Source organism: Rheinheimera sp. (genome assembly GCF_036568245.1).
Taxonomy (GTDB): Bacteria; Pseudomonadota; Gammaproteobacteria; order Enterobacterales; family Alteromonadaceae; genus Alishewanella.
Map to the genome: position 1 here is coordinate 1 of NZ_DATCSY010000402.1, position 13616 is coordinate 13616.

Here is a 13616-nt window from a genome sequence, read left to right on the forward strand (position 1 = left end):
CAAAAGCCTTTGGCAGAGATTTCATTCGGCCATGTTCTGTTAAATCTGTTCAATACTGCGCGCCGGTTTGACATGCAGGTGCAGCCGCAGTTAGTGCTGCTGCAAAAAACCCTGCTATATATCGAAGGGCTGGGCCGTCAGTTGTACCCACAGCTGGATTTGTGGAAGACTGCCAAGCCATTTCTGGAAAACTGGGTAAAACAACAGGTCGGCTTACCGGCTATCTGGCGTCAGGTCAAAGAAAACCTGCCGTTTTGGGCAGAGAAGCTGCCACAAATGCCAAACCTGCTGCACCAGTATCTGGAACAAGGGCCGAAACAACAACGCCAGTTACTGCAACAACTGCAGCATCTGGCTGTACAACAGCGTAAGACCAGACAACAAATTATTGCGGCAACCTTTGCTGCGGCACTATTGATTAGTGCTAGTATGTTGCTCTGCTTTGACAACCTTGTATCTTCGGCCTTGTTGTTTGCAGCCAGTGTGATGTGCGGCATCAGAGCCTGGCGCTGAACCGGCGGATAATAAGACTGTCACAATAAAGACATACACTGATTGCAGTACCACATTGCATGACCAATAAAGGGGATTAACCATGTTAGGCAACATCAGTATCTGGCAATTGCTTATTGTACTGGCCATTATCGTGCTGCTGTTTGGCACAAAAAAATTACGCGGTATTGGCTCAGATCTGGGCTCCGCTATCAAAGGTTTTCGCAGTTCAATAAAAGATGAACCGCAGGACGAAGAACAGCCCTCAGCCCAGTTGTCTGACAAAGCGAAGTCAGATGCTGAGCACGCAAAAACAACACAGTCTGCTTCAAAAGATAAAGTGTAAATGGGTTTCTGGGAATTGGTTGTCGTCGGTGTGGTTGCCCTGCTGGTGCTGGGTCCCGAGCGCCTGCCCGGCGCGATCCGCTCAGTCAATAAAACAGTGCGCAGCATCAAGCAGTTCGGTCAGCAGATGCAGGCCGAGCTGAACGCTGATTTACGTGCGCACGAATTGCATCAGAAGCTGAAAGATGCTGAAGCCAAGGGGCTGATTGATCTTACTGAGCAGGAAAAAGCCGCGCTGGCAGAACTGAAGCAGGCTGCAGCTGATGTTAACACCCCACTGCTCAACAATGAAAAGAACCATGAGTCTGAACGCTAATCCTGATAGCCTGCTGGGGCATCTTATTGAGTTGCGCAACCGGCTGTTACGTTGTGTGATTGCCGTTATCGTCGTTTTTGCAGCGCTGGCTGCATTTTCTCAGGATATCTATCATCTGCTGGCTCAACCTTTGATGGCGGTATTGCCGGAAAACAGCAGCATGATAGCAACAGATGTCGCTGCACCTTTCTTTGCACCGTTCAAGTTAACCTTTATCGTTGCCATCTGTTTTGCTATTCCGTATATCCTGCTACAGGTATGGCAATTTATTGCACCGGCGCTATACAGCCGGGAAAAGAAACTGATGGCGCCGCTGGTCATCAGTAGCACTTTGCTGTTTTATGCCGGCATCGCCTTCGCTTACTTTGTTGTGTTTCCGATTATCTTTGGCTTTTTCACCAGTGTTGCGCCTGAAGGCGTAACCGTTGCCACTGATATCAGCAATTATCTGGATTTCGTGCTGAAGCTGTTTTTTGCCTTTGGCCTGTCTTTTGAAATTCCGGTGGCCATTTTGCTGATGGTCTGGACGGGGGTCAGCACCCGCGCCGATTTAGCCGAGAAAAGGCCCTACATAATCGTTGGCGCTTTCGTGCTGGGTATGTTATTAACACCTCCGGATGTGTTGTCACAAACGCTGCTGGCAGTGCCAATGTGGTTATTGTTCGAGCTAGGTCTGGCACTAAGCCGGTTTTATCAGCCCGATACAACAGAAAAATCAGAACAACAGGAACAGAAGTAATGAAACAGTTTGCCTTGATGATCATATTAGGTGCAGTTGCACAGGTTCAGGCAGCCATTCCGCCTGAGCAGGCAATTGAGCTTTGCCGGGCAGAGCAAAATGCGCTGCGCCGCCTGAATTGCTACGACTCAATCAATACCCAGACAGCTCAGCAGCAAACCAGCGCCGGGACAACGATTACTGCCGACGCTCCTAAAGCGGCTTCCATCGAGGAGGAATTTGGCAAAGAACACCGGAATGTCATCAGTGAAAACTCCCCGGACCAGGTTTATATGACGGTTAAAAAGGTCAGTTATGATCCCTATAAATCACTCATTGTGGAATTTGACAATGGTCAGGTTTGGCAACAACTTGGAACAGAGTACTACAGCATTAAAGTTGGTGAGCAACACTATGTAAAACGCGCTGTAATGAATTCATTTTTACTTGGAAGTGACGACGGTCGTAAAGCAATCAGAGTTCGCCGCAAAGATTAATTATGAACTTATGGTGCGATATTGGTGTAAACCTGTTCAGCAGTCAGTTTGATGCAGACCGAGAAGCGGTGCTGCAGCGCGCCGCTGACGCTGGCGTAGTCCAATTGATATTGATTGGCAGTGACCTGGCAGAAAGCCGGCAGAATATCGCTTTTTGCTACCAACATAGCGGCTGTTTCAGTACAGCAGGTATTCACCCGCATCAGGCAACCAGTGCTGATGCTGACGCCCTGCAACAATTGGCTCAGTTGCTGCAAGACCCCAAAGTGATTGCAGTTGGCGAGTGTGGTCTGGATTTTAACCGAGATTTTTCCCCCCGCCCGGTGCAACAACAGATTTTTGCTGAGCAGCTGCAACTTGCTAACTCAGTGGCTAAACCGGTATACCTGCATCAACGCGACGCTTTTGACACTCAACTGGCTATATTGAAAGAGTCGCAGGTCAGCCGCGGCGTAAGCCACTGCTTTACCGGCGACACCGCACAGTTAAAAGCCTGGCTTGATTTAGGCCTGTACATTGGCATCACGGGCTGGCTGTGCGACGAGCGCCGCGCATCTGAGTTGCGTCAGGCATTGCAGTATATTCCGCTAGACCGGCTGCTGCTGGAAACTGACGCGCCCTATCTGTTACCGCGTGACCTTACGCCTAAACCTGCCAGCCGCCGAAACGAACCAGCCCTGTTACCACACATTGGCGCTACCGTCGCACGGATGTTACAGCTGGACATTGCCCGGCTGGCAAGACAAACTGTCGACAATTGCTGCAACTTGTTTCAGCTTGACGGCCGGCTGTCGGTAACGGGGGAACAACATGAATGAGCTGCTTTTTCTCTTTATAGCTGGCAGCATAACAGGCGCCTGTCTGGTCGGTGCTTTTGCCCTGAGCAAAGTGCGACGTTTGAAGCACGCCGCAGCGGAGTTGGAAAACCAGTTACGTAGCCACAGTTTCGAGCTGCAAATCACGCTCGATGAGCTGGCAGAGAAGAATCAGCTGCTGCAACAGCAAACGCAAACCGATACGCTATCTGGCATTTACAACAGAGCTTACTTTGACCGGCGTATGCGGTCAGAACTCAAACGCAGCCGGCGTGAACAACGTTCGCTGGCGCTGGTGCTTTTGGATATCGACCATTTTAAACGAATTAACGATAATCTGGGCCATCTGGCCGGTGACCATGCCATCAAGTTTGTCGCAAACGTAATACAACAGCAGCTGAAACGGCCAGCAGATAAACTTTGCCGCTACGGCGGTGAAGAGTTCGCACTGATCTTACCCAATACTACCTTACAAGGCGCTTGGCAGCTGGCAGAACAAATTCGCCACAGTTTAGAAAACGCAGAGCAGAAAACGGAGCCGGCATTTCACCTGACGCTCAGTGCTGGCTGTTATGCCGCCGTACCAGGCGCGCAAAGCGATAACGATGAGTATATCCGCTTCGCTGATTCTGCGCTGTATCGCGCCAAAGCCGCCGGACGTAATCAGGTACACAGCTATCCGGCTGCGGCTGCTTTTAGTGCAACATCAGGAGAAGTAAATGAACACTAACCGCTATTTTCCGGCCAGCCGCATGCGTCGAATGCGCGAGCATGATTTCAGCCGCCGCCTGATGGCAGAACACCAGCTTACCGTTAATGATTTGATATATCCGATGTTTATTATCGAAGGTAATAATAAACGTGAAGCCATAGCGTCTATGCCCGGCATTGAAAGACTGAGCCTGGATTTACTGCTCGAAGAGGCTAAACAGCTGGCCGCTCTGGGAATTCCAGCCATTGCCCTGTTCCCGGTAACAGCAAGCGAGAAAAAATCTCTGCAGGCAGAAGAAGCCTGGAACCCGGATGCGTTGGCGCAAAGGGCCGTGCGTCTGCTGAAAAAGCACGTGCCAGAGCTTGGAATTATTACTGATGTTGCACTGGATCCGTTTACCACACATGGCCAGGACGGCATCATCGACGATAACGGTTATGTGCAAAACGATATCACCACCGCTGCATTGGTAAAGCAGGCCTTGTCACACGCCGAAGCCGGTGCTGATGTCGTCGCGCCTTCGGATATGATGGACGGCCGCATCGGTGCTATTCGCGAAGCTCTGGAAGAAGCAGGCTTTGTGAATACCCGTATCATGGCGTACTCGGCGAAGTATGCTTCCAGCTATTACGGCCCGTTTCGCGATGCAGTAGGGTCTGCCGGCAATCTGAAAGGCGGTAATAAAAAAACCTACCAGATGGATCCGGCCAACAGCAATGAAGCCTTACACGAGGTTGCGCAGGATCTGGAAGAAGGTGCCGACATGGTAATGGTTAAACCCGGCATGCCATATCTGGATATAGTACGCCGCGTGAAAGATGAATTCGGCGTGCCGACCTTTGCCTATCAGGTCAGTGGCGAGTACGCGATGCACATGGCTGCCATTGAGAATGGCTGGCTGGCGGAGCAACCGGTCATTATGGAATCTCTGCTGGCGTTTAAACGTGCCGGCGCCGATGGCATTTTGACGTACTTTGCCAAAAAAGTGGCCATCTGGTTACAGCAAAAATAAGCTACAGGGCCGCAGGCTATGCCAGCATTTGATCAGATACCGCGCCTGACACTGGCGCATTTACCCACGCCTTTAGAACATGCACCGCGCTTATCGGCGCAGCTTGGGATAGAGCTGCTGATAAAGCGCGATGACTGCACCGGTCTGGCCGGTGGTGGCAACAAAGCCCGCAAACTTGAATATTTACTCGCGGATGCAAAACGCCTTGGTGCAGACACGCTGGTCACCATTGGTGGCCTGCAGTCTAATCATGCCAGGCAGACGGCAGCGGCGGCCGCCCGGTATGGTTTTGGCTGTGAATTGGTACTGCAGGATGTCGCCGGCACGCCGCAAGCCGGTTATGCCAGTAGCGGCAATATGTTGTTAAACCATGTGTTGGGCGCAAAAGTACATCAGCTTACGCTGACAGATGATTGTCAGCAGTATGCGACAACGTTACTGACGGAGCTGCAGCGTCAGGGCAAGCAGCCTTACCTGATCCCTGTCGGTGGCTCCAATGCCATTGGTAGCCTGGGTTATGTGCGCTGTGCATTGGAGCTGGCCGGGCAGCTACAGCAACTGAATAAACAGCCGCAGCAGATAGTGTTAGCTACCGGCAGTGCCGGCACTCAGGCGGGCTTACTGGCGGGCCTTATGCTGGCCGGGCTTGATATTCCGGTGTTGGGTATCACCATCAGTCGCCCCGCACTGCAACAGCAGCAACTGGTATTAGCGTTGCTGCTGCAGGTCTTGCCTCTGCTTGGGCTCGACCCGGCACAGGCGCACGATAAAGTGCATGCTAATGGCGATTACTATGGTACCGGTTATGGCATCACGACTGCAGCCACGGTCAACGCACTGCAGCAAACTGCCCGGGCGGAAGGCATATTGCTGGACCCCGTCTACACCGGCAAAGCAATGGCAGGTCTGATGGATTTAAGCCAGCGAGGCATCATTGCACAAAGTAGCAGCCTGTTATTTCTGCATACCGGCGGCAGCCAGGCTTTACCCGCTTATGAGTCGGTGCTTTGAGTTTCCTGCTCCGGCAACCGAACCTGAACCAGCAAAGGTAAATGATCGGATGCCCGTTTTACCAAAGCAGACGCCGGGATTTCAACCGCGGTAACAGCAAGTTGCCTGCTGACAAAAATGTGGTCTATCCGCGCGGCTGCAAAACGGCTTGGAAAAGTTCCGGCAGGCCTGTGACTGGCCAGCGCAGCCTGTGCATCCTTTAGTCGAGAGCCGAGCTTACGGTACACTGCTGAATTGGGCTGCGCATTTAAATCTCCGCAAAATATTACCGGCCCCTTGCACTCTGGGTGGCCGAGCCATTCCTCACTGAGCAGGCTGTCTATTTGCGCCAGCCGTTCGCGGCTGTTCAGCCCAAGATGCGTATTCATCACCTGTACCTGCTGGCCATTAAAGGTTACCTCAGCCCAAATAGCGCCCCTTGGCTCTAACCCCGGCTTTTCGGCCAACCCGGGCAAAGCGCCGGCTTTAATCAGCCGCAGTGGCAGATGGGTTAAAATGGCATCGCCGTATTGCTCTTCTTCCAGATGCATCGCCGGGTGAAAATGAAACTCCATCTCCAGTTTGCGCGCTATCAGCCGGGCCTGATCCAACCCCAAACTGCGGCCCCGCCCGACATCCAGCTCCTGCAGCGCGACGATATCGGGGTTAGCCAGTGCTATGACGCGGGCGATGCGCTCGACATCAACCTTGCCATCCAGCCCGATGCAGCTATGCACGTTGTACGTCATCACGCGTAAACCTTCAGCAGTGTCCGCTCGTGTTTTGTCACGTGTCACCGGCTGACGGCTTGTGCGGCCCAAATAATGCAGCGCAGCCTGATATAAATCGTGCGGCCGCATATAGCGGCTGCCTGCCGGTGGCAGCGCAACATCAGCAGGCAGCAGCGCAAAACCGGTGGTCTCCTCCGGCGTGGCACCGGCATGCGCGCCATTCTCATCGGCAAAGGTCAAGGGTGTAAGCCCTTCACGCCAGCCCATCACCACCAGATCACCGGCATCAGCATGATGGCACAACCTCAGCAAATCGTCGCTCAGGCTGTCCAGAAACGGATGTTCGCTACCGAACAACTTAGCAGCGTCCTTTGGCAAATAATAATCCCCATCGCTGGTCGTGGCCCGCAAACACTGCTCGCTTTCAACCGTCAGCACTATCGGTACCTGATAGCGTGTCGCCAGTTCTGTAGCAATAAAATGCAGCTCAGGTTCTGATAACGGCTGCGGTGCATAGATATGGCCAACAGGCCCTAATGCCGCGACTTTGATGCCATCGTCGGCGTCACTGTCTTCACTGCGCTCCACCGCAAACACACGCTGCACCCGTTTACCACCGAGTAATCTGACACGCTGGGTCTGAATGCCGCCTTTTGCTGCAGACCGCGCTAATGGTGACTCCGATGAGAGCCTGTCAAAGCACTGCTCAACCGCATGCTGCAACGGATAGCCGTGCAATTGGCTATACTGGACGACTTTTGCCTGCCCATGGTCTGAGTGGATCCAGACTTCATAGTTACGCCACTCAGAACGGTGCGCTGCCCGCCATAACCTGGCGATACTGTCGTCAATGCCTTTTAACGTCCAGTGGGCAAAGCGGGAAGACGGCCCGCGCCGGTGTGACTGTTCGTCGTAACCGAGAAAATTAATATGCACTATGGGCATGCCGCGACTGAGATCAATCTTGCCGCCGATAACACACAGTTCACGCAACACTATAGAGATCGCAACCCGGGTCGGTACAAACTTCAGTTCGGTCAGAAAATCATGTCCTTTTACCTGCCCACGAAAAAAGTCGCGCAGTGCCAGGCCAACTTCCAGACAAAACAGACCGGCAATACGCAGCACACTGTACAAATTGGTAGTAAACAGCACCAGCAATACCAGCGGGTTGGCACTACGCAGAGCAGAACCCCAGCCCAGGGAAGATGCACAGAAGTGTGATTCAGCAGCACCGCCGGTAAACATGTCAGCATAGACACTGCCATCTTTTAACAGTGCCGCTTTGGTCTGCCCGGCCAAGCGCTGTTCTACCTTAGCAGCAGTATCAGGCTGCAGCATCCGCACTATCTTACCGGTGCGGTGGTCACAAAAAGAGAAGGCTGGCACCGCCCCGGGGATACCATAAAATAACTCAGCCTGTACCGCCGGCGTCGTTGCTGGTAAGCCGGAGTACTGAGCATGCAGGCTGTAGTGTTCCCGCTGTAGTAAACGGCTTAAAAACGGCATCTCGCCGCGGTCCAGCGCCCGCTCTAATTCAATTTTGGACAGGCCGTCTATTTGCAGCATAATAAGCCCCGGCCGCACGGCCGACCCTTTTGAAACCGGTAATTGTAATAGCCTCGCCAGCCAGCGGCTGCGGCTTACTGCCCGTCTTAACCAGCGCAGCCATACTGAAACCCGAATGATCATACTCCTCCGCCTTACACCGTTATCCCGGTAAAAAGTGATTAACTGCCCACTACTCTTCATTGGTAGCAAATAACGTGCTGCCAACCGCAGCCGTGCCGGCTTCAGCCATGCTGCGCAGAATATCCCATTCTGCTTTTACCCAGGCCAGCGCATCTTCCCAGTCCCGCTCTGCCCTTGGCGTACCCGGCTGATGCTCAGCCAAAACGCGAAAGCACTGTAATGCTTTTGCCGCTGAGCGCGACATAGCATGCTCTTCTGCCGTTGCTTTTGCGCCCTGCTTTAATGTTTCACGTTGCTGCGCTGTCGCCGCTGTTATTTGCTTCAGCGCGCTGGCAAAGGCTGCAGTCGTGTGCTCCTGTATTAGCAAGCCATTACGCTCGTGCTGTACCACTTCACGCACACCGCTGGCGTCCAGTGCAACCACAGGCAGCCCTGCGGCCATCGCTTCTGTCAGCACTATGCCCTGTGTTTCGCTACATGAAGCAAAGGCAAAAACATCCATCGCGTGCAGTGCATCTATCAGGGCTTGCTGCTGTAAAACACCGGTCATATGTAACCGATCGGCGACACCAACCTGAGCAAAAATGTGCTCAATTTCCTGCTCCGACGGGCCGGCGCCTATCACCAGAAAGTGCACTTCGGGCTTTTCTACGGCGACATTTGCCACGGCATGGGCCAGAAAGGCTAAGTTTTTCTCCGGCGCCAGCCTGCCTAAATGTCCAATCACAGTGGCATCTGCGGCAATAGCATGCTGCTTGCGTACAGCTGCGCCGTCACCGCTGGCAAAACGCTGTGGATACACGCCGGTGGGTACCACTTCTATCGGCGTGTTAACGCCGCGCTGCTGCAGTAAGTCTGCAATACTCTGGCTGGGAGCGATCACCTGATCGCACAAATTGGCATAACGGGTGGCAAGCTCCACCGCAAAACGCTGCATGGTGGAAGAATCGCCAGGCACATAATGGGTGTACTGCTCGTACAGCGTATGATGGGTAAATACCAACGGGACCTGACGGTAACGTGCTGTACGCAGCGCTGTCATGCCAAGTAAAAACGGGTGCTGCGAATGAATAATGTCAGGCGAAAATTCATCGAGCACTTCGCTTAACTGATCAACAAATGGCAGCGCTACAGAGAAATCACTGGCATTGAAGTTCTGGATAGCAGCAACGCGGAATACATCCGTTTCCTGCTCCGGCATATTGGCAAATTCCGGCGCCACCACCAACACTCTGTGCCCCAGTTTGCGATATTCCGCCACAAAGGCTTCAACAGAGCGGGCGACCCCACCCACATGAGGCGTAAAAGTATTGGTAAAGATTGCAATGTTCATCCGTCAGGCCTCTGCTTTTGTTAACGTAACTGTGCTATCCGTCGCCGCAACTTTGACGGGCTGATAGCCGGGTAAACACACTTCGAGTGTTGGCGCCCCCCCGGCAGCGTGCCAATCGGCTTGCCAGCTAACCCGCGCCTGCTCCGACCCGGTCAGCGCAATTTCAATACTGACAGCACCAAAACTGGTTGGTGCCGGGCCAAACCGCACTGGGTCAGCACTACTTAGCCAGCGCTGCGGCACGCCAGAGCACAGCACCAGCTGCCGGCCTTCTTCCCGCACAAAGCAATTGCGGATCATCAGCAGCCACTCAGCCGCGGCCCAGACATGATGACCATCTCCCATGCAGCCGCCCCCTGTAGCAGGATGTATCGCCTCCGGCCATTGGCCGGTTGGCGAAGCAAGTTTGGCTACCGCATCCATCAACGTCAGATAACGCGGATCTTTTGCTCTGAGCAGCACCTGAGCCACGTGCAGGGTTAAGTAAGCATTAAGGCCTGAATGAATCATGTCCTGATAAAATGCATCTTTAACAAAACAGCGCTGCAATAAAAACTCAACGGTATCCAGTAATCGGGGATCATCGGCAGCCCATAACTGGGCAGGATATCCGGCGGCCAGTGAGCCAATAGCGCCGGCGTCCAGCCTGCGGTATGGTGAAGCCGGCATACCGGGGCGTTTGAGCCGCTTTTGGCAATGCGCCAGGCTGTTATCGATGGCCGCACTGAATTTGCCGGCTTCGTCGGTAAATTCCTGCTCTAGCGCTTTATCAGCCGGCGCGAACATCTCTGCGGCAGCCTGCAGGCCGGCAACACCCCAGAAATCATCCCAGTAGTAATAGTCATTCGGACCAAGGTGCTCAGCACTAAAACCCGGCGGTAGCAAGCCACCATGGGGTATGTCAGCTTTATCTGGCAGACGCTTGCGCCCTATCCAGCGGGCACCGCTTTGTACGGCACTGTGCCAGTCCTTTGGCAGCAGCCGCCCTGTCATATCAAAGTAACGTTTGAGGATCCAAAGCACCTCGCCATTGGCATCCCATTCGCCTTCCTGCGACCTGAAATACCCCAGCAGGGTTTGCCGTGGCGGAAACTGATTTAAAGCGCGTTCGGCACGCTCTGTTAAACCGGCGCACAGCAGTGCATGAATAATGAAAGCCGCATCTCTGAACCAAAAACGTTTATAGGTATAGGGGCCGGGGTAGACATCCTCAGGCGAGTGCAGAATTAATGAAGCCAGTGCCGCCTCATACAAAAACTGATAATGTTTATCCGGGCACACCAGTTTGCAGCATTTTTGCTGCTCCTGCTGCCAGGCATCCTGCTGGTACTGCACTTGTTGCTCTGTCGCCAGCGGCACAGACACCTCCAGCTCCTGCCATTGTTCTGCCGGCAAGGCAAACATAGCCGCTGCTGTTACCATGCCGACATCACATACACCGTCGGCCTGCTCCTTTGCATCTTGCAGGTGAATGTACACATCGCCCTGACGATAGGTAGACACATGATGGCGCTGCACCGCCTGGCTAAACCTAACCTGCTTATTGTCATCCACCTGCCATGCCGTGCGCTCGGAGTTCAGTTTTACCTGATGAATAAAGCTGACGCCTTCCGGATTCTGTGGCCGCAGCGCCAGCACCAGATGCGCTGCCTGAGCCGATTTTGCTTTCAGCCGCAGCTTACATACTGCTACACCGTTTTCCAGTTCTACCGAGGCTTCGCTTATCAGTGTCATACCGTGTTCAGACGTTTTGGTGCGGACGCTGACGTTGCCCGACAACAGCAACTGCTGCTCGCTTTGCAAGCTACGCGACGGTAACAGACAGTCGCCCTGCTCTGGCACTACCCAGCTGTCGAGCGACCAGCCATCCAGAAATGGCGTCAGCAGCCCTCTGGGGTCAACGATCGGCAGCTCAGGACAGTCCGGCAAGCCGATGGCCGTCCAGTTGCGGTGCGTCAGATTGATATGGGTTATTGAAAAAGCCCGCGGAATAAAGGACGCATCGGCCGGGTCAAACTGACGGGAAATCCAGTACGGCCAGACCCAGTCCAGATTATGCTGGATAACCCGGCTGTTGATCAGGCCGCGGGCATGAAACACGACGCCGGCTCGCAACAGCTCTATCGGCTCTCCTACCTCTGAAGGCTGAGCAAAGTTATGTAAGCGCGCCAGTAACGCAACCGGATCGATAAAACCATGTTTGTGTGCGACATAACGTACTACATAACGCCAGGGCAACCACTTTAGCCAGGTCATTGTTGCTGCTCCTTCTCGGTATATTTGGCCAGCGCGCGGCTAGCCAGGCGATTCAGATACACAATCACCGCGATAGCGGCAACCAGCCCGGCAGCATATAAGCCCCACTCCCAGACTGAACGTTCTCTGGAGGTAATATCAAAGTTAGAGATGTCAGCAATCAAGGATCCCAGATAGACGTTGTGTACACTAAAAGGGATAAAGCCCAGCAGCGAGCCGCCGAGATAACCCCGCAGCGAAAACTGCGTTAAACCAAAAAAGTAATTAGATAATTTGCCGGGGAAAAACGGGATTAGCCGGGTCAGCAAGACGATTTTCCAGCCGTTTGGCGTCAGTTCGTCATTCACCAGCCGCAGCTTGGCCCGGGCCAGAACAAACTCGCGTGCGCGCTGACCAAAGCAGTAGCGGGCAAGTAAAAATGCGACCGCCGCACCTGCTGTAGTGCCAAGCACCACATATACCGAGCCGGGAATGACACCAAACACGAAACCCGCGCCTATTGTAAACAAAGCACCGGGCAACAATAGCACTACCACTGCTGCCATAATCAGCATAAACAACAGTGGCGCCCAGGGCCCCTGCTGCTTGAACCACTCCAGTAACTGCAGCACCTGTTTGTGCACATCAAAATACACCAGCACCGCGAGTAAAGCGGCAACAAACAGCAGACTGCCAACCATACCAAGTAGCATAGGCTTGCGCCGTAATTGTGTTTTTTCACCTGAACCAACATTGGTGCTTTTAGCTTGTTGTGCAGAAGTCACTGTATTTTCCCCTGTCATGCGCGGCATCTGTACTCAGGCCGCAGGTTCAAGTTTGTGTAATAAAGTGCGCAGAGCGGAAAAATTCTCCGGTTCAGACGCGGCGTGCGATGCCCGCGGAGAAATATACAAGCGGCAATTTGCCAGATGCTTCGCCAGTTGCCAGGCTGTGCCACAGGGGCATATGGTGTCTAAACGCCCTTGGACAATATCGACGGATATTGTTTGTAACGGCTGGCAATGGCGCAGAATGTAATCCGCCGGTAAAAAGCCCTGGTGCTTAAAATAATAGCTTTCCAGTAATGCCATAGGCAGCGCACTCTCTGCCTGTGCAAAGCGTCCCAGTGTGGCCTCATCAGTATCAAAAAATGAGTTAACCGCTTCCCACCTTGCCCAACTAGCCGCCGCTGCCCGCTGCTGCTCTTCGCTGCCTGTTGTCAGCAAGTCAAAATACGCTGCTACGGAATCAGCAGCACCGTCTACCTGACACATAAACTTCTGAAACTCTTCCGGATACAACTGGCTGGCACCGTGCTGATAAAACCAGTCCAGCTCCTGCTGGCGGCACAGAAAAATGCCCCACAGCAGCATAGAGTCAATATATTGCGGATAACGCACCGCATAGAGCAGGCTCAGGGTGCTGCCCCAGCTACCACCCACCAGAATCAGTTTTGGCAGAGACAATGCGTTACGCAGCTTCTCGATATCTTCAACCAGCTGCTCTGTTGTGTTGCCGTTTAAGCGCTGCTCAAATCGGCTCAGGCCGCAGCCGCGCTGGTCAAAATAAACTACCGGCCGCTGCAGGCCGGCAAACAGGGCTTTATCCGCGGTGCTGACACCCGCTCCTGGCCCGCCGTGCACAAACAGCAGCGGCACGTCAGTTGTTATGTCGCCGACACTTTCATAATGCAGTTGATGACCATAGCCCACATCCAGATACGGCATT

Annotated in this window: 13 protein-coding genes and 1 pseudogene; 9 read left to right on the plus strand and 5 right to left on the minus strand. The window is 53.5% G+C overall.

Annotated features, from left to right (window positions below; translation table 11 throughout):
* The 9 genes and pseudogenes from ubiB to VIN66_RS18125 all read left to right on the plus strand — a co-directional run.
* A pseudogene (gene ubiB, locus VIN66_RS18085) lies at window positions 1–513 on the plus strand (ubiquinone biosynthesis regulatory protein kinase UbiB); the annotation flags it as partial.
* A gap of 82 nt (window positions 514–595) precedes the next feature.
* Window positions 596–838: a Sec-independent protein translocase subunit TatA gene (gene tatA / locus VIN66_RS18090; RefSeq protein WP_134058722.1), complete on the plus strand. Its 243-nt coding sequence runs from the start codon at window positions 596–598 to the stop codon at window positions 836–838.
* Window positions 839–1153: a Sec-independent protein translocase protein TatB gene (gene tatB, locus VIN66_RS18095; RefSeq protein ID WP_331925286.1), complete on the plus strand. Its 315-nt coding sequence runs from the start codon at window positions 839–841 to the stop codon at window positions 1151–1153.
* On the plus strand, window positions 1137–1892 hold the full coding sequence (gene tatC / locus VIN66_RS18100; RefSeq protein WP_331925287.1) for a twin-arginine translocase subunit TatC: 756 nt from the start codon (window positions 1137–1139) through the stop codon (window positions 1890–1892). The genes tatB and tatC overlap by 17 nt, the downstream gene beginning before the upstream one ends.
* Window positions 1892–2368 (plus strand): hypothetical protein, encoded by a 477-nt coding sequence (locus VIN66_RS18105; RefSeq protein WP_331925288.1) that lies wholly within the window; start codon window positions 1892–1894, stop codon window positions 2366–2368. Before tatC ends, VIN66_RS18105 begins: the two co-directional genes overlap by 1 nt.
* A 2-nt stretch (window positions 2369–2370) precedes the next feature.
* The gene (locus VIN66_RS18110; RefSeq protein WP_331925289.1) at window positions 2371–3186 is read left to right on the plus strand and encodes a TatD family hydrolase; all 816 of its coding nucleotides are present in this window, start codon (window positions 2371–2373) and stop codon (window positions 3184–3186) included.
* Window positions 3179–3913 (plus strand): GGDEF domain-containing protein, encoded by a 735-nt coding sequence (locus VIN66_RS18115; protein ID WP_331925290.1) that lies wholly within the window; start codon window positions 3179–3181, stop codon window positions 3911–3913. Before VIN66_RS18110 ends, VIN66_RS18115 begins: the two co-directional genes overlap by 8 nt.
* Complete coding sequence (gene hemB / locus VIN66_RS18120; protein WP_331925291.1) at window positions 3903–4907, plus strand: porphobilinogen synthase; 1005 nt, start codon at window positions 3903–3905, stop codon at window positions 4905–4907. The genes VIN66_RS18115 and hemB overlap by 11 nt, the downstream gene beginning before the upstream one ends.
* An 18-nt stretch (window positions 4908–4925) precedes the next feature.
* Window positions 4926–5918, plus strand: a complete 993-nt coding sequence (locus tag VIN66_RS18125) for a D-cysteine desulfhydrase family protein (RefSeq protein ID WP_331925292.1) — start codon at window positions 4926–4928, stop codon at window positions 5916–5918.
* On the opposite strand, the gene VIN66_RS18130 is transcribed toward VIN66_RS18125, so the two are convergent.
* Genes VIN66_RS18130 through pip form a run of 5 tightly spaced genes read right to left on the minus strand, consistent with a single transcriptional unit; the run spans window position 5900 to window position 13615 of the window.
* On the minus strand, window positions 5900–8320 hold the full coding sequence (locus tag VIN66_RS18130) for an endonuclease/exonuclease/phosphatase family protein (RefSeq protein ID WP_331925293.1): 2421 nt from the start codon (window positions 8318–8320) through the stop codon (window positions 5900–5902). The genes VIN66_RS18125 and VIN66_RS18130 overlap by 19 nt on opposite strands.
* 49 nt (window positions 8321–8369) lie before the next feature.
* On the minus strand, window positions 8370–9653 hold the full coding sequence (locus VIN66_RS18135; protein WP_331925294.1) for a glycosyltransferase: 1284 nt from the start codon (window positions 9651–9653) through the stop codon (window positions 8370–8372).
* A gap of 3 nt (window positions 9654–9656) precedes the next feature.
* A complete protein-coding gene (locus tag VIN66_RS18140) occupies window positions 9657–11909 on the minus strand; it encodes a hypothetical protein (protein WP_331925295.1) in 2253 nt (750 codons plus the stop codon).
* On the minus strand, window positions 11906–12691 hold the full coding sequence (locus tag VIN66_RS18145; RefSeq protein ID WP_331925296.1) for a TVP38/TMEM64 family protein: 786 nt from the start codon (window positions 12689–12691) through the stop codon (window positions 11906–11908). Before VIN66_RS18145 ends, VIN66_RS18140 begins: the two co-directional genes overlap by 4 nt.
* Before the next feature lie 15 nt (window positions 12692–12706).
* Window positions 12707–13615: a prolyl aminopeptidase gene (gene pip / locus VIN66_RS18150; protein ID WP_331925297.1), complete on the minus strand. Its 909-nt coding sequence runs from the start codon at window positions 13613–13615 to the stop codon at window positions 12707–12709.
* Window position 13616 lies beyond the last annotated feature (1 nt).

Bases quoted from the DNA above. Each gene is read 5' to 3' on its own strand.
- tatA (WP_134058722.1), top strand. From the start codon at position 596: ATGTTAGGCAACATCAGTATCTGGCAATTGCTTATTGTACTGGCCATT.
- tatB (WP_331925286.1), top strand. From the start codon at position 839: ATGGGTTTCTGGGAATTGGTTGTCGTCGGTGTGGTTGCCCTGCTGGTG.
- tatC (WP_331925287.1), top strand. From the start codon at position 1,137: ATGAGTCTGAACGCTAATCCTGATAGCCTGCTGGGGCATCTTATTGAG.
- VIN66_RS18105 (WP_331925288.1), top strand. From the start codon at position 1,892: ATGAAACAGTTTGCCTTGATGATCATATTAGGTGCAGTTGCACAGGTT.
- VIN66_RS18110 (WP_331925289.1), top strand. From the start codon at position 2,371: ATGAACTTATGGTGCGATATTGGTGTAAACCTGTTCAGCAGTCAGTTT.
- VIN66_RS18115 (WP_331925290.1), top strand. From the start codon at position 3,179: ATGAATGAGCTGCTTTTTCTCTTTATAGCTGGCAGCATAACAGGCGCC.
- hemB (WP_331925291.1), top strand. From the start codon at position 3,903: ATGAACACTAACCGCTATTTTCCGGCCAGCCGCATGCGTCGAATGCGC.
- VIN66_RS18125 (WP_331925292.1), top strand. From the start codon at position 4,926: ATGCCAGCATTTGATCAGATACCGCGCCTGACACTGGCGCATTTACCC.
- VIN66_RS18130 (WP_331925293.1), bottom strand. From the start codon at position 8,320: ATGATCATTCGGGTTTCAGTATGGCTGCGCTGGTTAAGACGGGCAGTA.
- VIN66_RS18135 (WP_331925294.1), bottom strand. From the start codon at position 9,653: ATGAACATTGCAATCTTTACCAATACTTTTACGCCTCATGTGGGTGGG.
- VIN66_RS18140 (WP_331925295.1), bottom strand. From the start codon at position 11,909: ATGACCTGGCTAAAGTGGTTGCCCTGGCGTTATGTAGTACGTTATGTC.
- VIN66_RS18145 (WP_331925296.1), bottom strand. From the start codon at position 12,691: ATGACAGGGGAAAATACAGTGACTTCTGCACAACAAGCTAAAAGCACC.
- pip (WP_331925297.1), bottom strand. From the start codon at position 13,615: ATGCCGTATCTGGATGTGGGCTATGGTCATCAACTGCATTATGAAAGT.